We start from the raw sequence: 19,729 nt of genomic DNA on the forward strand, positions 1-19,729 counted from the left end.
TTTTTTTGCGTTTTTTAAAATGTGCTATAATTATAACAAAGAAAGGAAGATAAGATGCAAATAGTTTTTTCTGATATTGATGGGACGTTCCAAGAAATGGGGCACCCGATTCATGAGATCAATAAAGAAGCCATCCGTTGTTTGCAAGACCAAGGGGATCACTTTGTGTTTGTCACAGGGCGAGGATTTGAGCTTGTTCAAGATATGATGGCGGAAGAAGGCCTTTCCTGCGATGTGATTTTTGGAAACGGCGCTGGTCTGATGTTAAAAGGAGAAGCGCCTGTTTTGACGCATACCTTGCCCTATAAGACATTGGCGCAAGTGATTGGTATCTTAGAAACAGAAGAGGTTTTTTATTTCTTACATACTGACCATGGCATCATTTCCCCACAAGCGCATTTGTATGAAGCGCAGTTTCAAGAAAGCCGCAAGCAGTTACTCGCGGAGTTAGGGGAGCGAGGACAAATCATCGCTGACTACAAATATGAGTTCTTTTACAACGAATGTCTTCATAAAGACGACGTGCTGCAGTTCATGAAGGAACATCCAGAGATAAAGGTCATCAAAATCGAACTGATGGAAGCGTCAGACGAAAAAAGAGAACGGCTGCGGGAGATGATCCAATCAGAAACGGCTGCGATTTTTCAATCCTTTGTCCAAACACTGGAGATCGTTGATCCATTGGCGACCAAAGGTGCCGCGATCCGTTCCTTTTTAGAAGCTTTTCCCGCTGCCAAAAGCTACGGGATCGGTGATGGTGAAAATGACCTTGCGATGTTTGAAGCGGTGGATGTTTCTTTGGCTGTAGCAAATGCCAGCCCAGCGATCAAAGCAGTTTGTGATCGAACCATTGAGCGCGCGGAAGATGGCGGTGTTGGCCGCTTTATTTTAACAGAATTAGTTTCGAGAGAGGATGTTGTGCATGAAGTTGATTGAAACCCCAGTAAACCAAAATCTAAATATGGAAACTTTTTACCCGAACATCTCCAAGTATCTATTCGACAAAATAGCGATCAAATACTATAAATTGTACTCGCTTGATCGGACGCAGATTCTCTATGTGGATAGTTTTGATACGATTTCTTTAGTATTGATCAACAATAAAAAGAAAATCAGTCGGGAAGAAGTCGACACAGCGATTCATCGTTTGCTGAAGGTCGATCGCAAAGACGTGACCGTCAATGTTAATATTCGTAAAGAAATGGAAGCAAGAGGCATCACCTTTTCTAAACCGAGGAAAGATGTCATTCTTGTTCAATTGCCTGTGAAAGAATAGTAGTTGAAAGAAGTTGGGACATGCACGTTGCAAGAGCAATCAAACGTTGAACAAAGGGGCGACCTTATACGTGCGCAGGAATGATGCGCCAATAAGTAGGAGGCTGACCCATGCTTTTGAGCAATTTGTTCTCAGATGGATTGCCTTGTACTAGCAAAAACCCAACTTTTTTTGAAAAAAACAAGATTTTCTGTCTTTTGTGTTTTTTTTGCTATAATGAGAAGAAGTAAGCTAGAGGGAGTAAGAACATGCAGAAATTATTTAAAGATGACAGCTTGACGCTGCACACCGATCTCTACCAAATCAACATGATGCAAACCTATTGGGAGTTAGGCAGAGCCGATCGTAATGCGGTGTTTGAATGCTATTTCCGTGACATGCCTTTTGAAAACGGCTATGCGATCTTTGCCGGTCTGGAACGATTGATCGACTATTTGAACGATTTATCCTTTTCAGAAACGGATATTGCCTACTTGCGAGAAATTGGCGGCTACCCAGAAGCCTTTTTAGAGTATCTAAAGGAGTTCAAGTTTGCTTGTACCGTTCGTTCTGCGTTAGAAGGCGATTTAGTCTTCAACAATGAACCGATCATTCAAGTAGAAGGGCCGTTGGCACAAGCACAGTTGATCGAAACGGCGTTACTGAATATGGTCAATTTCCAAACACTGATCGCCACGAAAGCTGCCCGCATCAAATCCGTGATCGGCACGGATCCCTTGTTGGAATTTGGTTCACGGCGGGCACAAGAATTGGATGCAGCCATTTGGGGGACCCGAGCGGCTTATATTGGCGGAGCAGATGCGACGAGTAATGTGCGGGCAGGGAAGATTTTTGGCATCCCAGCCAGCGGAACCCACGCCCATTCCCTCGTGCAATCCTACGGCAATGACTATGATGCATTTATGGCGTATGCCCAAACCCACAAAGATTGCGTATTCTTAGTCGATACCTATGATACATTGCGCTTAGGTGTGCCAAATGCGATTCGTGTGGCCAAAGAGATGGGGGATAAGATCAATTTCTTAGGTGTGCGGATCGACAGCGGCGATATGGCGTATATCTCGAAAAAAGTCCGTGAACAGCTGGATGAAGCGGGATTCACGGAAGCCAAAGTCTATGCTTCCAATGATCTAGACGAAAATACGATTCTAAGCTTGAAAATGCAAAAGGCGAAAATCGATGTGTGGGGTGTCGGCACCAAGCTGATCACCGCTTACGATCAACCGGCATTAGGCGCGGTTTATAAACTGGTGGCCATCGAAAATGAGCAGGGAGAAATGATCGACACCATCAAATTATCCAGCAATGCTGAAAAGGTTTCGACCCCTGGGAAAAAACAAGTTTGGCGGATCACCCGTAAATCTGACGGCAAGTCAGAAGGCGATTATGTCACGCTATGGGAAGAAAATCCACAAGCAGCAGACGAACTGTTCATGTTCCATCCTGTTCATACCTTTATCAACAAAACAGTGACGAACTTTGATGCGCGACCATTGTTGCAAGATATCTTTGTGGATGGCCAGCAAGTGTATCAAGTGCCTGACTTAGAACACATCAAAGCCTATGCGACGAATTGCTTGGATTCCCTTTGGGACGAGTACAAACGTGACTTGAATCCACAGAAATACCCAGTCGATCTTTCGCAAGAATGCTGGGATCATAAAATGCGCACGATTGAAAAAGTACGCAAACAAACCAATGGCGCGATTTTGTAATCCGCAACTGCGCTGGTCCTAGGATCAGTCAGCTGCTTCAAAAAATAAGAGGAGGCGTTTCTATGACCATGCAACAAGAAATTATCAAAGAATTAGGAGTCTTACCGACCATCGACCCGAAAGAAGAAGTTCGTAAGAGTATTGATTTTTTAAAGGCGTATCTGCAAAAGAATCCGTTCTTGCATACGTTTGTCTTGGGGATCAGTGGTGGACAAGATTCGACGTTAGCTGGACGGCTTGCGCAATTGACGATGGAGGAAATGCGCAGCGAAACTGGGAATCCCAACTATCAGTTCATAGGGGTACGCTTACCTTATGGGGAACAAGCAGACGAAGAAGATGCCAAAAAAGCACTAGCGTTTATCCAACCAGACATTGAGCTGCGGGTAAACATCAAAGCCGCCGTCGATGCGCAAGTACAAGCGGTGGAAGAAGCAGGGTTAGCGGTTTCCGACTTTAACAAAGGCAATATCAAAGCCCGTCAACGGATGATCACGCAATATGCCATTGCGGGTGAAAAAGCAGGGGCTGTTCTGGGAACAGATCATGCTGCGGAAAACATCACCGGCTTCTTTACGAAGTATGGGGATGGCGGAGCCGATATTTTACCACTATTTCGTTTGAATAAACGCCAAGGCCGTCAACTCTTGCAATACTTAGGCGCGCCAGAAGCGTTGTATACAAAAGTCCCAACTGCGGACTTGGAAGATGGCAAACCTTTAGTGGCAGATGAAGCAGCTTTAGGAGTGACCTACAACGACATCGATGACTATTTAGAAGGCAAGGAAATTTCGGCTGAAGCCCAACAAACCATTGAAAACTGGTGGAACAAAACGCAACACAAACGCCACTTGCCAGTCACGATTTTTGATGATTTTTGGAAATAAACGAAACCAGTGATTGAGTTCCATTCGGATAGAAAGAAGAGTCTAGGGGGCAAGAAACCTTAGACTCTTTTTTTATGAGGCTTGCTTTCTTTAAAAATAACAAAAGCTTCTTACCTCGGCTTTACTTTCTTGCCTCGAAAGCATAAAATACGAGGGTACCTAGAACGTGTAGAAAAGGAGGAATGTTCCTTCGTGAAAATAAATATCCACCCTTATCTGAAGATCGCATTAAAAGGCATCGCCATCGTCCTGTTGATCATTTTCAGTAATTTATATTTGCAATGGTGTCAAAACAATCTTTCCGTTGAATTAGCTCTGAAATTTTCCTTTTCGTGGCATACAGCAAAGTTTTTCTTGGCTTGTGGGGTGCTACTGCTGGTGTATGGGGTGTTTGCCAGCTTGGCAGGTTCGGTACTGATCGGAGGCATCTTTTATAGTGTCGTCATCGGAATCTTAGGATATGCCAACCACACGAAGATGGTCTATCGCCAAGAACCAATCTATCCCGATGATTTAAAGATGGTCACTCAATTCGACCTTCTACGAACCATGATCGGCAATGGCGCCTTTTTCTTAGCCATCCTCTTCGCTCTGGCGGCGATCGGGGCGATCGGCTGGAGTATCTATCGCAGCCGCAAATTAAACGGGCGTTTGCAAGTGATGCGAGGAGCGGTGCTGGTCGTATGCTCGCTGGGCTTAGTCTATGTTTCTCACTTCAATGACAGCAACAACCTTTTACGCAAAGCCTACAATCAGACGGCGCTCTGGATTCCGTATTCACAAAAAATGAACTACTACAATACGGGATTTATCGGTGGTTTTTTGTACAACCTGCGGGTAGATGCCATGACGAAGCCTGAGGGGTATTCAAAAGAAGCAATCCAAGCGATTGCGGACACCTACAATGCACAGGCTGCGGAGAAAAATCAAGACCGTGAAAGTGAAGCACCAAATATCGTCTATGTAATGAGCGAGAGCTTTTCCGACCCGAGCCATTTAAATGGCTTGTCGATCACCGGCGATCCGTTGAAAGACTATTACCACGTCGCCGATCAAACCATCAGTGGAAAAATGCTTTCGCAAAATTATGGAGGCGGTACGGCAAACATCGAGTTTGAAGCGTTGACTGGTTTTGCCATGGGCCTATTGAATCCACAGATGACAACGCCTTACACGATGCTAGTGCCGAAATTGACGCAACTGCCATCCTTGGTTTCTTTCTTGGAACAATCAGGGTATACGGCAACGGCGATCCATCCTTACGATACATCGATGTACAAACGCAAGGATGTCTATGGGGGGATGGGGTTTGAACAGTTTATCGATCAAGAGACGATGACCTATACCGACAAAATCGAAAATAATCCTTATATTTCTGATGAGGCGGCCTACAAAGAAGTGCTGGCATTGTTGGAAAACGATCAGCAACCGCAATTTGTCCATTTAGTGACGATGCAGACCCATATGCCGTATGCTGGTAAATACGATACCTTGAATTACCAAGCAAGCGGTCCGGGCAATATGGCTTCTTTGGAAAACTACCTGCAGGATATCTCCTACAGCAGTACAGCATTGAAAAACTTTGTAGCTGAATTAGAACAGCTGGATCGGCGAACGCTGGTCGTCTTTTGGGGGGATCATTTACCAGGCGTTTATGCCGATGAGATCAAGGAGCAAAATGAAACGGCTGCCCTGCATGAAACGGAGTTTTTGATGGTCGATTCGCAAGGAAATTTTGCCCCAGAAGATGTACCTGTAACAAGTCCCTTTTACTTTGCGCCGAACCTATTAGAAGCCAGTGACCAACCAACGAGCGGGTTTTACCAGTTGTTATTGGCCTTGCAAGATGAGCTGCCGGCTTTTGAAATGGGTCAATACTATCAAGGCGGGCAATGGCAGACGACCCTTGCATTGGATCAAGAAGCCCAAGAAATCTATGATGCCTACAATTTGATCCAATACGATGTGTTACAAGGAGAGCAATACAGTTTAACGACTGGTTTGTTTGACTAACTGAAACGTAAAATAGCGCCTTATCCCAGTGTTAGTCACAGGATAAGGCGCTTTTGTTTGTATGAAGTTATAAATCCTGCCATTTACGGTTTTGATCAAAATCATTGGCGGCGGCATAGGCGTCTTGAACGATCGTTTCAGGGTAGCCCATGACTTTTAAGAGGGCGATTGCATTGCGGCTCAAGGCAGGACCGGATTTGACCTTGTAATCAAAGGAGATGCCGTCATCTTCCGTGACTTGTTCAGAAAAATGGATGTTGCAGCAGTCATTTTTCAATATTTCAGTCAGCTCAATATCATGAGTGGCGACAAATGCCAATGATGGGTAGGCTCGCAGCCAATGGATGATGCTGGCAGAAGCAGCGATCCGTTCCACCGTATTGGTTCCTTTTAAAATCTCATCAACAAAACAATAGCAGCGCTGGTTCGTGGCAACGGTGTCTAGCAGGCGTTTGATGGATTTGATCTCCGCCACGAAATAGCTGTCGCCTTCAAATAAATCATCTTCAACAGCCATCGAGGTAATGACGTGACCGGGAACCATCGTAAAAGTTTCGGCAACTGCTGTCTGGATCGTTTGTGCCAAAATGCAATTGATGGCGATGCTTTTGACATACGTCGATTTGCCCGAGGCATTGGAGCCAGTCACGAGGGTATTGTGGGTCCAAGCAACATCATTCATGACTGCTTCACTTAGAAGCGGGTGATACGTACCCGTTGCTTGTACACCTCCGCTTGTTTGGAAGGTCGGTAGGCAAGTGATGGGCATATACGTGCGAAAATTTAAAATGGCGGCTGCGACTTCCAATTTTCCCAGCAAATTCCACAGATCGATGGCTGCTTGTTGGTGCTTTGCCAGGGTAGTAGTGACCGTTTGATAGGAAATAAACGGCAGCATAAAAATGATATTGATGTATTCAAACAACATATCTCCTTCGCTGCCGTTTTTGGCACGAAACGAGAAAGCGAAACGAGTGATCTTTTTTAATGGTGCCAAGGATTGTTTGATCTCATCTTGGAGGGGCGTGTTGATTTTAGCGATCTGACTGCCACAGGCAATCGTTTGAACCAAATAGCGCATGCTGTTCAGTTCTGTTTCCAGCTTGGCTTTTTTGATGGAGTAATAGATCGTATTGAAAACGACACTAACCAACGTCAACAGGATGCCTTGGACAAACCCCAGCAGGAGCAGCAAGATGCCGACTAACGGCAGCACACCTAAAAAGACAAAGAAAGGCAGAGAACCGATCGATTGCGCAGCTTCATTGGCCAAGTAGGCTTTCGAAAAATTATCATCTTGTTTTCCTAAACGAGCAAACGTATATTGGGATTGTTCGCGTGCAGCACTGTCAGCAGCAAAAAAGTCGATCAATTTGGTCAGCTGTTTGTCCGTCTTGAAGCGAAAATTGCGTAATTGCTGGTACAATGCTTCTGAACCAACACTGGAAAACGTCAGATTAATGGACTCAAACAACGAAAAGCCATCCAAGTCATACCAAGTGATGTCATCGACCTCGCTATCAAAATCGTGAAACTTCTTCTCAGTCAGCCAAGCCTTTTTCAAACTCGCTTCTTTATCAAAGCGGGGCTGACGGGGAAGCTTTCCCCAAGCAAGCCGAACGTAACGGCGTACTTTGTATCGATTCCAGATATCTAGTGCGGTCAAGATGAGAATGCTGGCGAGTATGATCAAAATGATCATCGTTTGTGGTTCCATATGCAAAAGTCCTCCTAATGGCTAATGAATGCTGGCTAAAGCTAAGTGTTGCTGTGGGCAGGATCGCTTTCTTTCAAACAAGCATAGATCCGTTCAATATCTTGGGTCGTGCCTCGCAGCTCGAAATCCGCTAAGAACGGGATCGAAAATTGCTCCGCATATTGCTTTGCGGTCAAGCAATATTGATAATTGAAGTTTTTGTTGCCACTGCCGATCACGCCTAAGCAAAGAGCTGCGTTGTTTTCATAGTCAATGTATTCCCGCATGGTTTCTGTGAGGATCTCCTGATCGCCGTTATCGACGCCATTTCCACCTTCTAAATAGGTAGGGACAAAAACCACATAAGGTTCGTCTTCTTGTTCAAAGACACTATTGTCATGAATTTCTTTGGCTTCCCAAGTACTCGGAGTGTCTTGCTGATCCGCATAGGCCAACAAGCGGTTGACGAATGCACGGGTATTTCCAGAGATTGAAATATAAAGTAGTTTCATTTTTTTCATCACCTTCCGCTTTCTAGTATAACAGAAACCATTTATGAAAAGAGGAGAACTTCGGCAGTCTTTTCTAGTAAAATGCAGCCAAAGGCTTTAAACTGAGAGAGGAGTCCAATACAAAGGAGTGGCAATAATGTTTTCAAAAATGCATCATGTGGCGATCATCGCCAGTGATTACCAGCAGACCAAAGAATTTTATGTAGAGAAATTAGGCTTTGAAGTGATTCGTGAACATGCGCGCCCAGAAAAGAAAGATGTAAAAATCGACCTGCGCTTTGGGGAATCAGAAATAGAACTGTTTGTGGTGGAAAACCCACCAGCAAGACCAAGTTTCCCCGAAGCAGCTGGCTTGCGGCATTTGGCATTTGCGGTGGAAAATATTGAAGCAGTCGTGGCAAAGTTAGCCGCCAAAGGAATTGCGTGTGAACCGATTCGTTTCGATACCTTTACGAATAAGAAAATGACCTTTTTCCAAGATCCAGACGGCTTGCCGTTGGAATTGCATGAATAAATAAGGAAAACTTTGTGTTGAACCTTTGTCGATTCAACTTGGTTTTTCTTGAGAGAATTGTTATTCTATGTATAGAAGCAAGGAGGAGAAAACGTGATAAGATTTGCAAAAAAAGAAGATCGCTTTGTCATGGCTGAACTCGTTTTAGTCATTTTAAAGGATATGGAATTGCCCTTTGTCAAAGAGATCGGTGAAGCAAAGACCTTAGAGATTTTGGCAGATGCCATGCTAGAACCCGACTATCGTTACGGCTTTCGCCGTGCGTTGGTCAATGAGATCGACGGGGAGGTTGCTGGGGTCGCCTTTGGATACCCAGACAAAGAAGAGGCGACGATCGATCAGCCTCTAGATAAAGTGCTGGAACAGTACGGCTTAAGTAAAGACATGAAGCTGTTTATCGATGAAGAAACCTTACCAAATGAATGGTACTTAGATACCATCTGTGTGGCTGAGAAATTTCGCGGCAAAGGTGTCGGCTCAGCCTTATTAGAAGCGTTGCCGAAAATTGCTTCTAGAGATGGCTATGAGGTGATCGGCTTGAGTGTTGACCGAGCAAATCCCCATGCGAAGCGGCTCTATGAAAAGTATGGCTTTGAAGTCGTGGCCCAAAGAGAGATCAGTGGCCACCTATACGACCATATGCAAAAAAGAACCAGCTGATTTTTCAGCTGGTTCCATTTGTTAGTCGAAGCTCAAGAGGATGGTCTTTCTTGCGGTGCCGATTGTACAGCCAGTAATCCATGACGGCAGCGATACAGATGCAGACTGGTGCATCCCGATCATCAACGACATCCAGTACATAATAATCCCCCGTCAATAAGGTCGCCTTATCCATTTCCATGATCTTTTTATTGAAATGATGGATCCCATAGCGATGATTGTAGATATCGCCGTGGACCGCCCAGTGAAGCTGCTGGATATAGTAGAAATCACCCGGCCAGTTAAAGATTTTTTGCAGTGTACCGACTTTCTCAAAGTCTTTATAGATCTCAAAGCGCGTACCAAAAGTAAAACTGATTTGTTTGATACTAGCGACCATTTGCCCATTCAAGCGGTAAAGGGAAAGAGCATCGCCCTTAGTTCCCCAACGGCCCACCATTAAAAACAGTGATTTGCCTGTTTCATCTTTGACAATGGTGCGTGTGACTCTGCTAAGTTGTCTGTCTTGGATGAAAAATTCTGACATACTTACGCCTCCTCATGTATCCCCAAAAAGCTGCGTGATTTAAAGATTTTCATCAATTGCCCGAACGATCGCTTTGCCGACACCAGACTCAATATTGGTGTCCGTCAAATACTTCGCGGCTTCTTTTACCTCTAACTCGCCATTTCCCATTGCAAAACTAACGCCTGCCAGTTGCAGCATACTTACGTCATTTAAGTTGTCACCGATCGTCATCACTTCCTCCAGTGAGATCATCCGATCCTTAGCGACATGCGCCACTGCGATTCCTTTTTGCGCGTTTCGGTGGTTGATCTCAATATTGTTTTGTCCAGAAGAAGTCACCACTAGATCGCCGTACCCATCGATGATTTTCGTGATAGGACCCAATACCCGCGCACCATCTTGATGGAAGCAGATCACTTTCAAAAATTCTAATTCTTCGATCGAAAACAACTCACTGAAATCATCGACATAATTGATCGGTAAAAATTCCAAACGGGCTGCTGTCATAGCAATCGCCATCTTATGGGTTAAATGGGGCATTGCTTCTGCCGTGTGGATCGCAAAATTTTCGATCCGACGTGTTTGGCTTTCCGAATAGATCCCGTTGCTCGTGGAGATCTCAAAATAGATGTCGTTTTCTTTGAGTAGGTCGATCAACGAACGAGTTTGTTCATGGCTGATCGGCACAGTAAATAATGAATTACCCGCTTCGTCGTAGACTTGGGCACCATTCAAGGTGATCATTGCACAGTCGATCCCGGCTTCTTGCAGCGGCGGCAAAGCCTCTTTGCGGTTACGGCCAGTTGCGACCATAAATTCGATTCCTTTGGATTGGGCATATTTGATTGCTTGGATATTTTCTTCTGAAATCTGCATACTAGCATTTAAAAGCGTACCATCCATATCAGAAGCAATTAATTTGATCATTGTCAGCGTCCTTTCTTAATCGTTTCTACAAATAGTGTACCATAAATCGCGCATTTTTTTTCTTTCGAAGAGTAATTCTTGTTTCTAAGGGGAGGGATTTGTTATCCTAGAAGAAAACAAAGGAGATTCGCCATGAAACGAATATTGGACAATGATTGGCAAGAACAATTGCAGGAATCATTTGAGCAGCCGTACTACCAACAACTGCGGACTTTCTTGAAACAAGAATATGCCCAGCAAACGATCCATCCAGCAATGGATCATATTTATGAAGCCTTAAAACTGACACCATACCATGACGTAAAAGTTGTCATCTTAGGTCAAGATCCTTATCATGGCCCTCACCAAGCCCACGGACTGTCGTTTTCCGTACAGCCGGGGGTCAAAATACCGCCTTCGTTGCGGAATATTTACAAAGAATTAGCTGATGACTTAGGGATTCCACCTGTGTCCCACGGTTATCTCGTACCTTGGGCGCAACAAGGGGTCTTATTGTTGAATACCGTGTTGACAGTACGTGAAGGGCAAGCCTATTCACATCACGGGCATGGCTGGGAGCAGCTGACTGATACGATCATCGAAAAATTGAATCAACGAGAAGAACCGGTCATTTTTGTGCTTTGGGGCAAACCCGCCCAAAAGAAAGCCGCTTTGCTAGATACTAGCAAACATATTATTATAACAGCGCCTCATCCAAGTCCGTTATCAGCGCATCGAGGATTCTTTGGTTCGAAGCCTTTTTCTAAGATCAATCAAGCATTGCTGGCGTTAGGGGAAGAACCGATTTCCTGGGCGTTGCCGGAAAAAATAACACAGTTGTAAAACTGTGTTATTTAGAATGAGCAAACTTGTGAAAAAGGTAACGATATTTAAAATAATCGACTAATACAGGATTTTTATCTGTTCTTTTTTTCGCAATTATTGTACAATGGAAAGGTATAAAAAAACTGGAGGTCTTTACCCGTGGAATTATTCGAAAGTTTAAAATTTAAAATCGTGCGTCGTCATATCAAAATCGTTTTTCCTGAAGCAACAGATCCTCGTATCCTAGGCGCTGCTAGCCGTTTACGTTCAGAAGAATTAATTGAACCTGTTTTGATCGGTAACCCGGTTGAAATCGAAAAAGCAGCGGAAGCTCGCGGAATCAACGTATCAAACTTTGAAATTTTAGATCCTGAAAATTATGATCGTTGGGATGAAATGGTTGAAGCTTTTGTGGAACGCCGCAACGGCAAAGCAACGAAAGAACAAGCAGAAGAAATCTTAAAAGATGTCAACTATTTCGGAACAATGTTGACTTACATGGGCATTACTGAAGGAATGGTTTCAGGAGCGATCCATTCTACGGGTGATACAGTAAGACCCGCTTTACAAATCATCAAAACAAAACCAGGTGTGAGCCGTACAAGTGGTGCTTTCTTAATGGTTCGTGGTCGTGACCAAGAAAAATACTTGTTCTCAGACTGTGCCATCAATGTAAACCCAACTGCACAAGAATTGGCAGAAATCGCTGTTGACTCAGCGAAAACCGCTGAATTATTTGAAATCGATCCAAAAGTTGCTATGTTAAGCTTCTCAACGAAAGGGTCTGCGAAAGCACCAGAAGTAGATAAAGTCGTTGAAGCAACAAAAATCGCCAAAGAATTGGCACCAGAATACCAAATCGATGGAGAATTGCAATTCGATGCTGCGTATATCTCAGCAGTTGCGCAATTGAAAGCTCCTGAATCTGAAGTAGCAGGTAAAGCAACCGTCTTTGTTTTCCCAGATTTACAATCAGGAAACATTGGTTACAAGATCGCCCAACGTTTCGGTAACTTTGAAGCGATTGGACCAATCTTACAAGGATTGAACAAACCAATCTCTGATTTGTCTCGTGGTTCAAATGAAGAAGATGTCTACAAATTATCAATCATTACTGCGGCACAAACACTAATGGAAAAATAAGCAGCCAATCGCTGCACTTATGAAAAACTGATCCCTTGAGGGTCAGTTTTTTGTTTTGCTCTTGGAAAGTTGAGGGCAGCAAAGGAGGAAGTGTGCGCAAAAGCAACGATCCAGTGATCGTTGGGGAATTTTTCCTAAGCTCCTTCTTTACAATTCCTTGAAAAACAAGCTATACTAGCAACTAGTAAATTAGATTGATCAAAGGATGGGGACTATGTTTACCATTAACGACTTAGAAGCAACCGCAGCATTTGCAAAAATCATTGGAGAGGCAGCCGAGCCAGGGGATAATCTGGTATTGACGGGCGATTTAGGTGCTGGCAAAACAACCTTGACGAAAGGCATCGCCTTGGGGCTAGGAATCGAGCAACTGATCAAAAGTCCGACCTATACGATCATTCGTGAATATACCAATGGGCGGCTACCGCTGTATCATATGGATGTCTATCGGGTGGAATACGGTGCAGAAGATTTAGGACTGGATGATTATTTCGAAGGGGATGGCTTGTGTGTGATCGAATGGGGCAATCTCTTAGAAGCCTCCCTGCCAGAGGATTATTTAGAACTGATTTTGGAAAAAGATGATACAGATGAACAAAAACGTCTTGTGAAATGTCATGCATATGGCACCAAAGCAACCGCCTTTTTGCAACGGATCACAACAAAATGGCAGGCAGCCCATGAGTGAGATCCAATTACAGATCAAAGAAGCCACGGGTGCTGATGCCAAAGCTGTGTTAGCAGTCAGTCAACAGCTAGGAGAAGAAACGGATTTTCTCTTGATGGACGAAAGCGGCTTGGCGTTACCAGAAGCCCTATTGGCAGAACACCTGGACGCTATCTATGAACGGGATGACTATTTGCTGTTGTTGGCATTTGATCAAGAACAATTGATCGCCATGGCATCAGTCAAAGGCCACGAAGATTGGCAATTAGCCCATGTCGGGGAGATCGGTATCTCGATTTTAAAAGACTATTGGGGCTTGGGCTTAGGTTCGCTCCTGATTGAAGAATTACTGGACTGGGTAGTAGAAGTTGGCGAATTGACCCGCATCGAGTTGACCGTCCAAGCGAGAAATCTACGGGCGATTCATCTGTATCAAAAATTTGGTTTTCTAACAGAAGGCTGTATGAAAGAAGCGGTGCAAACCCGCGAGGGGCAAAAAGTTGACGTCTTGATGATGGCACGTCTTTTTGAATCATAAAAAGGAGTGAAGGAAATGGAGTTTCGGGAACCGACGATCGCAGACTGCGATCAAATCGAAGCGTATCGGCAAGCCTTCGAGAAGAATCAAGAAGTCATTCACGGTGGGGCAGGACTTGTAGAAAGTCCCACAGCCAAAGACTGGCTAGAGGGATTGGCGGATTTTAAAACAGCAGAAACGGTACCAGAAGGATTCGTTCCCGCCCGTACCTATCTTGCTATCCAAGATCAAAAAGTGATCGGTCTCTTGAATCTGCGTCTGACACTTAATGCGTATTTGCGCCAAATTGGCGGACACATCGGGTATTCGGTGCACCCAGACCATCGAAAGCAAGGCATCGGCTCGGCAATGTTGGCACAGTCATTGGTAAGTGCCAAACAATTTGGCTTGAACAACGTGTTAGTAACCTGTGAAGAAGCCAATCGCGCCTCCGCCAAAGTCATTGAAAACAACGGAGGTAAATTGACAGAAAAAGTCTTTGATCCTGAAGATGGCGCTATAATCTGTCATTATTGGATCGATCTGACCTAAAATGAATCCTTTCTTAAATGAAAACGTGCGTCCTAAAGGCTAGCGCAATGCTGACTTTAGGACGCACGTTCTTATTTATTTGACTAAAACCAATTTTTTTAATGGATCGATACCAAATTCTTCTTCTTGACGCAATAAGATTTGGGCACATGCCCGACTATCTTCTAGTGCATCATGGTGGTTTAGTAAAGGAATCTGTAATTGCTCACAAACCGTGTTTAATTTATGATTTGTAAACTCTGGATACAGTTTGCGGCTCGTTCGCACCGTACATAAGGAAAGATAATTTGGTTGTGACAACCCATAATAATCAAGACATCCCGCCAAAACCCCAGTATCAAAACCAGCGTTATGCGCAACGATCAAACTGTTCAGTTGATAATATTGTTGGATTTGTTTCCATACGTCAGGAAACTTAGGCGCTTCTTGTACATCTTCTGGACGGATGCCATGAATTTGAATGTTTTTCCAAAAAAATTCCGTTTCCGGTTGGATCAATGTGTAATATTCGCCCACGATTTTGCTATCTTGTACCATGACTAGTGCAAGGGAACAGGCACTATGCTTTTGATAATTTGCTGTTTCAAAGTCCATTGCGATAAAATTCATCAGACTCACCTCATTGCCATTCTAGCACAAAATCAAAGAATGAAAAGCGAACAAACGTTAAGAAAAACTGAAGTTTTCTTACGGTTAGTTGAGATCCAGTTCCACCGGACAATGGTCACTACCAATGATATCTGTATGGATCTTGGCGTCTAGCAAGCGCTCATTTAAGTCATCCGAAACGACAAAGTAATCGATGCGCCAGCCAGCATTGTTTTTGCGAGCGTTGAAACGGTAGCTCCACCAAGAATAAATACCTTCTGCATCTGGATAGAAATAGCGGAACGTATCGGTAAAGCCAGCAGCCAAAAGAGTCGAAAACTTTTCCCGTTCTTCAGGTGTAAACCCAGCACTTTTTTGATTGGTTTTCCAATTTTTGATGTCGATATTTTTATGGGCAACATTCAAATCACCGCAGAGAATCACTGGCTTTTGTTGTTTCAATTCAGTCAAGTAAGCCAAAAAGGCATCTTCCCAAGTCATGCGATAATCCAAGCGGCGCAATTCATTTTGGGAATTCGGTGTGTAGCAAGTAATCAAGAAAAATTCAGGATACTCCAGCGTGATGACGCGACCTTCCGTATCATGTTCTTCGATCCCTAATCCATAACGGACCGATAGTGCAGGTTCTTTTGCGAAAATTGCTGTGCCAGAATAGCCTTTCTTCTCCGCATAATTCCAGTATTGATGATAGCCTGGTAAATCCAATTCAATCTGACCTTCTTGCAGCTTTGTTTCTTGTAAACAAAAGAAATCAGCATCGAGGGCTTCAAACACTTCAGAAAAATTTTTTTTAACGATGGCCCGTAAACCATTCACATTCCAAGAAATAAATTTCATCGAGATTCCTCCTTATTTTCCACTACGCCTCCCATTTTACCTAAAAAAGCCAGAAGCGCAAAGCAAGTGAGCGGAATAAGGAAAACAAGGAGGAAGAATGAGGATTAAATTTGGATGCTAGAGAAAATTCGTTTGTAGTACGGAAAAGGAACGATGGCTTCTTACGTTTACTTCCATTTTATGATACAGTCATTTTGAAAAGGGGGCAGTTTCATGACGATCAAAGCGCAAGTTTCAGCGAAAATGACTTCGAAAAATCAAATAACTATTCCAAAAAGTGTGCGGCAAATACTAGGCTTAAAAGAGAATCACTAGGTAGTTTTTGAATTTACCCCAGAAGGTGAGATCAAGGTAAGAGGCGAAAAAGCAGCACCTTCTTTTGAAGATTTTTGGAAACAAGAATTAGCGATCATAGAAGAAATGGGGAAATTTGACACAGGTGAGATGTTTTTTGAAAAAGATTTAGGTGAGGAGAACATTGAATGGTAAGGCAAGGAGATATTCTTTTATTGACTTAAATCCCACCAAAGGAAATGAAATGGCAAAAAAAGACCGTGTGTAGTGGTTAGTAATGATTATTATAACAAGAGTTTCAATAACGTCTTAGTGATGCCACTCAGTAGCTCAAAAAATATGTAGAAGAAAAATTTGCTCGATCGAATGCGTTTCAAACAGTTACCGAAACACAATAAAGTAAAGTTCAAGGGACGATTCTTTGTCAGCATATTTGCAGTGTGGACTTCTTGCATCGCAGCAACTTAGAAGTAGTCGATAAAGTCACTACGGAGATGAAAGAACGATTATCTGAAATAACAAAACACTTTTTTTGAAGCTTACTCTTTATTAATCAGGTCATTCGATTATTAAGCTTTTCTTTGATTCACCAGAGGTAGCAACTTTTCCTTGAACATGCTAAAATAAGTGAGATGTTTATTGTGAAAGGAAACCTTCTCGTGAATAAAGACTTGATGATTGCGCAATTCCCTGAAATTGCCTTATTAAAAGATGAACCCTTATTGAACTATACGTATACAAAAACTGGTGGACCGGCAGACATTTTGGCTTTTCCAAAAACAGCAGAAGAGGCCAAACAGCTGCTTGATTATTGCCGAGAACAAGCGATTCCTTGGATCGTCTTAGGAAATGCCAGCAACTTGATCGTCCGTGATGGTGGTATTCGTGGCGTGGTGATCATGCTATCAGAAATGAACCAAATCGTGGTAGACGGCACTTCTTTGATCGTCGATGCTGGAGCAAAGTTGATCGATACCACCTATGTCGCTTTGCATGAATCGTTGACTGGTTTTGAATTTGCCTGCGGGATTCCTGGCAGTGTCGGCGGTGCCGTCTTTATGAATGCTGGCGCCTATGATGGCGAGATCCAAGATGTCTTTGCGTCCTGCGACGTTTTGCTGGCTAATGGTCAAATCGTGACTTATACCAAGGAAGAAATGGAATTTGCTTATCGTCATAGCAAATTGCAAGAGCAAAAGATGATCATTTTAAGCAGTCGCTTTGATCTAGCAAAAGGCGATCAAGAGCAAATTAAAAAGCGGATGGATGAACTGACAGAATTGCGGCAATTGAAGCAACCGCTAGAATACCCCTCTTGTGGGAGTGTCTTTAAACGTCCAGTCGGTCATTTTACCGGCAAGCTGATCCAAGATGCAGGCTTACAAGGATTGAAATGGGGCGGAGCCCAAATTTCGGAAAAACATGCGGGCTTTATCGTGAATGTCGATCAAGCCACTGCAACGGATTACGTCGAACTGATCGCTCATATCCAACAAGTCATCAAAGAAACCTTTGATGTCACCTTAGAAACAGAAGTCCGAATCATCGGCGAAGAATAGAATAGCGAAAAGATTGTCCTGAGGGGCAGTCTTTTTTTTATGAGAGCTGATAAAAAAGAGCTTAGGTTTGTAAGCTTTCTCAGTCTTCGGTACAATAAACGAAAAGGAGTGAGCAGGATGAAAAAGTGGGGACGCGTCATTTTGTTTGTTGGGTTCGCCTTTCTTTTCGGCGGTTGTACGAAATTACCGCAAGAACAGTTTGCCGAACAGTTGACGAATCAGCAAGCAGCGAATGCTGGTGAATTCCAAGCGACGATCGATACCTTTGAGATGGGCAGCAGCAGCGAATACGGTCAAGAAGCCGATAGGTATGCCTCTATGTTGATGTCACAGTTAGTCGGCTCGTCATTTAAAGGGGACTTCGTCCAGGACAAAGAAACCAAAGCGATTTTACTCAATCTGGCAGTCGCTTTTGGGGGGCAGGAGCTGCCGATCAAGCTGATCGTCGATCCAGAAAAACAAGAAGCGTATGTGTCAGCTGAAATCTATGAAACACTGCAAGGGTATATCAGCGCATTTGGTAGTGACAGTTATGGGACAAAACCAGACGCTGCGGAATATGAAGGCAAATACCTGCGCATCGATCAAGAAACCTTAGATTCTTACTTTGGCGAAGGAACTTTTGCAGAGGACGGCGAGGGGACAACCGAAGCAGAAAAAGAGCCTGAAAACCTCTTTACCATGAACAGTCTTTTTCATAATGAGACATTTGCAGACTATTTGAAAACCTTTGAACCGGATGCTTTCAAAAGAGATGGAGATACGATCAGCCACACGTTTACCAAAGAAGAATTGGCAAATTATGCAGATTATGCCCAAGAACAAGGCGCCGATCAAAAGCAAGTCGCCGAATTAGAAACGATGTTGGAAGAAGTCGAGCAGTTTGACTTAACCATGACCGTCAATACGAAAACAAATCAGCAGAAAATGGCTTTTCACTTCGTGCAAGCGGATGAGCTGCAAACCACTATCGGAGCCACGGTGACTTTTACAGGGAAGAAAAGTGATACTGCTGTTGCAATCCCTACAGCGGAAGAATTGATTGACCCAGAAGAATTGTTTTCTCCCTATGATTATGGTTGGGATGACAGCTATGAAAATGATTATGATGATGAGTACTGGGATAGCTATGATGAAACCGATGATTGGTCTTCTTATATGCTGACGGATGAGGAGTTTGAAGAACTGCTGCTGCAAATCAAGCAAGAGCTGCCTTATTTGACCCAAGCAGATATCGATGATTATCTGACATTTTATGAAGAGTATTTGACCCAAGAGCAGTATCAAGAGCTTGTCGAAGCACTCCAAGTGACACAAAGTTTATAAGACACTCAAAAGGGAAGCGACCGCCTAAGTTAGCCAAAAAGCTAACTTTGGGCGGTCGCTATTTTTTTAGATACGATTTTTTTTGCGGTTCATGACTAAGCGCAAAAGGACGGTTCCAACTGCCATCGTGGCGATTCCCGCTACAATGGCTTCAGGTACACCTTGAGCGAAGATCACACCCAAAATCGCTGCATAGACAGCATTGCCAGCTTTCCCCACAACCTCCGCATATTCTTGCTGGAACAAGAAGTAGATCAAGTTCATTACCAGGATCGTATTCGTCAAGCCTCCAGCAACACCAGCAATCAGTAGCGAAAGACTTTGCTGTTTGTTTTTCCAGATTTTTTGACAGCCTTTGTACACAAAGTAAGGAACGACACCAATCAAAATACGAGGAATCAACGCTACGAGGATCGCTTTCCAGCTTCCTTGATCACTCCCATAAATCGGTACGAAAGGGGAGAAGACAAAAGAAAGCGGGGTGATGATCCAGGTCGAACGCACCATACTGATGATCCCAAAGGCGCCGCCTAAAAAGCCGCCGATCCGAGGTCCCAATACAATAGAAGCGATGATCACAGGAATATGCATCGTTGTCGCATTGATTGGTCCTAAGGGAATAAACCCAAGAAAGGGAACCGATGCTAAAAGAATCAAGATTCCTAAAAAGAAAGCTGTTAAGACAAGTTCAAAAGTTGATATTTTTTTCATTG

At 43.7% G+C, this 19,729-nt stretch carries 22 protein-coding genes and 1 pseudogene; 16 read left to right on the forward strand and 7 right to left on the reverse strand.

Annotated elements, in window-relative coordinates:
- The first annotated feature begins 54 nt into the window (after positions 1-54).
- The 5 genes from IGJ15_RS02760 to IGJ15_RS02780 all read left to right on the forward strand — a co-directional run bounded on the left by IGJ15_RS02760 (position 55) and on the right by IGJ15_RS02780 (position 5,891).
- Positions 55-936, forward strand: coding sequence for an HAD-IIB family hydrolase (locus IGJ15_RS02760; protein WP_010749899.1), 882 nt, complete (start codon positions 55-57; stop codon positions 934-936).
- The gene (locus tag IGJ15_RS02765) at positions 923-1,276 is read left to right on the forward strand and encodes a DUF1827 family protein (RefSeq protein WP_010749898.1); all 354 of its coding nucleotides are present in this window, start codon (positions 923-925) and stop codon (positions 1,274-1,276) included. The genes IGJ15_RS02760 and IGJ15_RS02765 overlap by 14 nt, the downstream gene beginning before the upstream one ends.
- Before the next feature lie 248 nt (positions 1,277-1,524).
- The gene (locus IGJ15_RS02770; RefSeq protein ID WP_010749897.1) at positions 1,525-2,991 is read left to right on the forward strand and encodes a nicotinate phosphoribosyltransferase; all 1,467 of its coding nucleotides are present in this window, start codon (positions 1,525-1,527) and stop codon (positions 2,989-2,991) included.
- Positions 2,992-3,053: 62 nt separating this feature from the next.
- The gene (gene nadE, locus IGJ15_RS02775) at positions 3,054-3,878 is read left to right on the forward strand and encodes an ammonia-dependent NAD(+) synthetase (RefSeq protein ID WP_010749896.1); all 825 of its coding nucleotides are present in this window, start codon (positions 3,054-3,056) and stop codon (positions 3,876-3,878) included.
- Between the two features lie 192 nt (positions 3,879-4,070).
- The gene (locus IGJ15_RS02780) at positions 4,071-5,891 is read left to right on the forward strand and encodes an LTA synthase family protein (RefSeq protein WP_430599270.1); all 1,821 of its coding nucleotides are present in this window, start codon (positions 4,071-4,073) and stop codon (positions 5,889-5,891) included.
- 67 nt (positions 5,892-5,958) lie between these two features.
- Here the strand turns inward: IGJ15_RS02780 and IGJ15_RS02785 are convergent, their stop codons facing one another.
- Entirely contained in the window at positions 5,959-7,608 is a 1,650-nt protein-coding gene (locus IGJ15_RS02785; RefSeq protein WP_231434914.1) for a MutS-related protein, read from the reverse strand.
- Between the two features lie 41 nt (positions 7,609-7,649).
- Positions 7,650-8,099 (reverse strand): class Ib ribonucleoside-diphosphate reductase assembly flavoprotein NrdI, encoded by a 450-nt coding sequence (gene nrdI, locus IGJ15_RS02790; protein WP_060791576.1) that lies wholly within the window; start codon positions 8,097-8,099, stop codon positions 7,650-7,652.
- Positions 8,100-8,235: 136 nt separating this feature from the next.
- Between nrdI and gloA2 the strand changes: the two genes are divergently transcribed.
- Positions 8,236-8,613 (forward strand): SMU1112c/YaeR family gloxylase I-like metalloprotein, encoded by a 378-nt coding sequence (gene gloA2 / locus IGJ15_RS02795; RefSeq protein ID WP_005228512.1) that lies wholly within the window; start codon positions 8,236-8,238, stop codon positions 8,611-8,613.
- A 93-nt stretch (positions 8,614-8,706) separates the two neighbouring features.
- Complete coding sequence (locus tag IGJ15_RS02800) at positions 8,707-9,273, forward strand: GNAT family N-acetyltransferase (protein WP_430599271.1); 567 nt, start codon at positions 8,707-8,709, stop codon at positions 9,271-9,273.
- Positions 9,274-9,277: 4 nt separating this feature from the next.
- On the opposite strand, the gene IGJ15_RS02805 is transcribed toward IGJ15_RS02800, so the two are convergent.
- Together IGJ15_RS02805 and IGJ15_RS02810 are read right to left on the reverse strand one after the other, a co-directional pair.
- Positions 9,278-9,799: an LURP-one-related/scramblase family protein gene (locus IGJ15_RS02805; protein WP_005228514.1), complete on the reverse strand. Its 522-nt coding sequence runs from the start codon at positions 9,797-9,799 to the stop codon at positions 9,278-9,280.
- Positions 9,800-9,838: 39 nt separating this feature from the next.
- Positions 9,839-10,708: a Cof-type HAD-IIB family hydrolase gene (locus IGJ15_RS02810; protein WP_010749892.1), complete on the reverse strand. Its 870-nt coding sequence runs from the start codon at positions 10,706-10,708 to the stop codon at positions 9,839-9,841.
- A gap of 132 nt (positions 10,709-10,840) precedes the next feature.
- On the opposite strand from IGJ15_RS02810, the gene IGJ15_RS02815 reads away from it, so the two are divergent.
- From IGJ15_RS02815 to IGJ15_RS02835, 5 genes are all read left to right on the forward strand, one after another.
- Positions 10,841-11,530 carry a uracil-DNA glycosylase gene (locus IGJ15_RS02815; protein WP_005228516.1) on the forward strand — a complete coding sequence of 230 codons (690 nt, stop codon included), beginning with the start codon at positions 10,841-10,843 and terminating at the stop codon, positions 11,528-11,530.
- Between the two features lie 141 nt (positions 11,531-11,671).
- Complete coding sequence (gene pta, locus IGJ15_RS02820) at positions 11,672-12,655, forward strand: phosphate acetyltransferase (RefSeq protein ID WP_005228517.1); 984 nt, start codon at positions 11,672-11,674, stop codon at positions 12,653-12,655.
- A gap of 214 nt (positions 12,656-12,869) precedes the next feature.
- On the forward strand, positions 12,870-13,343 hold the full coding sequence (gene tsaE, locus IGJ15_RS02825) for a tRNA (adenosine(37)-N6)-threonylcarbamoyltransferase complex ATPase subunit type 1 TsaE (RefSeq protein ID WP_010749889.1): 474 nt from the start codon (positions 12,870-12,872) through the stop codon (positions 13,341-13,343).
- Positions 13,336-13,860 (forward strand): GNAT family N-acetyltransferase, encoded by a 525-nt coding sequence (locus IGJ15_RS02830; protein ID WP_231434912.1) that lies wholly within the window; start codon positions 13,336-13,338, stop codon positions 13,858-13,860. The genes tsaE and IGJ15_RS02830 overlap by 8 nt, the downstream gene beginning before the upstream one ends.
- A gap of 15 nt (positions 13,861-13,875) precedes the next feature.
- Entirely contained in the window at positions 13,876-14,391 is a 516-nt protein-coding gene (locus tag IGJ15_RS02835; RefSeq protein ID WP_231434911.1) for a GNAT family N-acetyltransferase, read from the forward strand.
- A gap of 75 nt (positions 14,392-14,466) precedes the next feature.
- On the opposite strand, the gene IGJ15_RS02840 is transcribed toward IGJ15_RS02835, so the two are convergent.
- A complete protein-coding gene (locus tag IGJ15_RS02840) occupies positions 14,467-15,000 on the reverse strand; it encodes a 3'-5' exonuclease (RefSeq protein ID WP_010749886.1) in 534 nt (177 codons plus the stop codon).
- 84 nt (positions 15,001-15,084) lie between these two features.
- Positions 15,085-15,837 (reverse strand): exodeoxyribonuclease III, encoded by a 753-nt coding sequence (locus tag IGJ15_RS02845; RefSeq protein WP_005234144.1) that lies wholly within the window; start codon positions 15,835-15,837, stop codon positions 15,085-15,087.
- A gap of 213 nt (positions 15,838-16,050) precedes the next feature.
- On the opposite strand from IGJ15_RS02845, the pseudogene IGJ15_RS02850 reads away from it, so the two are divergent.
- The 4 genes and pseudogenes from IGJ15_RS02850 to IGJ15_RS02865 all read left to right on the forward strand — a co-directional run bounded on the left by IGJ15_RS02850 (position 16,051) and on the right by IGJ15_RS02865 (position 19,016).
- A pseudogene (locus tag IGJ15_RS02850) lies at positions 16,051-16,326 on the forward strand (AbrB/MazE/SpoVT family DNA-binding domain-containing protein).
- A gap of 72 nt (positions 16,327-16,398) precedes the next feature.
- Positions 16,399-16,476 carry a type II toxin-antitoxin system PemK/MazF family toxin gene (locus tag IGJ15_RS02855; RefSeq protein WP_231434930.1) on the forward strand — a complete coding sequence of 26 codons (78 nt, stop codon included), beginning with the start codon at positions 16,399-16,401 and terminating at the stop codon, positions 16,474-16,476.
- A gap of 329 nt (positions 16,477-16,805) precedes the next feature.
- A complete protein-coding gene (gene murB, locus IGJ15_RS02860; protein ID WP_370447898.1) occupies positions 16,806-17,690 on the forward strand; it encodes a UDP-N-acetylmuramate dehydrogenase in 885 nt (294 codons plus the stop codon).
- Between the two features lie 117 nt (positions 17,691-17,807).
- Complete coding sequence (locus tag IGJ15_RS02865; protein WP_231434910.1) at positions 17,808-19,016, forward strand: hypothetical protein; 1,209 nt, start codon at positions 17,808-17,810, stop codon at positions 19,014-19,016.
- 66 nt (positions 19,017-19,082) lie between these two features.
- Here the strand turns inward: IGJ15_RS02865 and IGJ15_RS02870 are convergent, their stop codons facing one another.
- Complete coding sequence (locus tag IGJ15_RS02870) at positions 19,083-19,727, reverse strand: ECF transporter S component (protein ID WP_005228527.1); 645 nt, start codon at positions 19,725-19,727, stop codon at positions 19,083-19,085.
- Positions 19,728-19,729: the final 2 nt, after the last annotated feature.

It is taken from the genome of Enterococcus sp. AZ079 (assembly GCF_050547255.1).
In the GTDB taxonomy this organism is placed as follows: domain Bacteria; phylum Bacillota; class Bacilli; order Lactobacillales; family Enterococcaceae; genus Enterococcus_D; species Enterococcus_D casseliflavus.

Coding starts and splice junctions, on each gene's coding strand:
- IGJ15_RS02760 (WP_010749899.1), top strand. CDS start 55: ATGCAAATAGTTTTTTCTGATATTGATGGGACGTTCCAAGAAATGGGG.
- IGJ15_RS02765 (WP_010749898.1), top strand. CDS start 923: ATGAAGTTGATTGAAACCCCAGTAAACCAAAATCTAAATATGGAAACT.
- IGJ15_RS02770 (WP_010749897.1), top strand. CDS start 1,525: ATGCAGAAATTATTTAAAGATGACAGCTTGACGCTGCACACCGATCTC.
- nadE (WP_010749896.1), top strand. CDS start 3,054: ATGACCATGCAACAAGAAATTATCAAAGAATTAGGAGTCTTACCGACC.
- IGJ15_RS02785 (WP_231434914.1), bottom strand. CDS start 7,608: ATGGAACCACAAACGATGATCATTTTGATCATACTCGCCAGCATTCTC.
- nrdI (WP_060791576.1), bottom strand. CDS start 8,099: ATGAAACTACTTTATATTTCAATCTCTGGAAATACCCGTGCATTCGTC.
- gloA2 (WP_005228512.1), top strand. CDS start 8,236: ATGTTTTCAAAAATGCATCATGTGGCGATCATCGCCAGTGATTACCAG.
- IGJ15_RS02805 (WP_005228514.1), bottom strand. CDS start 9,799: ATGTCAGAATTTTTCATCCAAGACAGACAACTTAGCAGAGTCACACGC.
- IGJ15_RS02810 (WP_010749892.1), bottom strand. CDS start 10,708: ATGATCAAATTAATTGCTTCTGATATGGATGGTACGCTTTTAAATGCT.
- IGJ15_RS02815 (WP_005228516.1), top strand. CDS start 10,841: ATGAAACGAATATTGGACAATGATTGGCAAGAACAATTGCAGGAATCA.
- tsaE (WP_010749889.1), top strand. CDS start 12,870: ATGTTTACCATTAACGACTTAGAAGCAACCGCAGCATTTGCAAAAATC.
- IGJ15_RS02830 (WP_231434912.1), top strand. CDS start 13,336: ATGAGTGAGATCCAATTACAGATCAAAGAAGCCACGGGTGCTGATGCC.
- IGJ15_RS02835 (WP_231434911.1), top strand. CDS start 13,876: ATGGAGTTTCGGGAACCGACGATCGCAGACTGCGATCAAATCGAAGCG.
- IGJ15_RS02840 (WP_010749886.1), bottom strand. CDS start 15,000: ATGAATTTTATCGCAATGGACTTTGAAACAGCAAATTATCAAAAGCAT.
- IGJ15_RS02845 (WP_005234144.1), bottom strand. CDS start 15,837: ATGAAATTTATTTCTTGGAATGTGAATGGTTTACGGGCCATCGTTAAA.
- murB (WP_370447898.1), top strand. CDS start 16,806: ATGATTGCGCAATTCCCTGAAATTGCCTTATTAAAAGATGAACCCTTA.
- IGJ15_RS02865 (WP_231434910.1), top strand. CDS start 17,808: ATGAAAAAGTGGGGACGCGTCATTTTGTTTGTTGGGTTCGCCTTTCTT.
- IGJ15_RS02870 (WP_005228527.1), bottom strand. CDS start 19,727: ATGAAAAAAATATCAACTTTTGAACTTGTCTTAACAGCTTTCTTTTTA.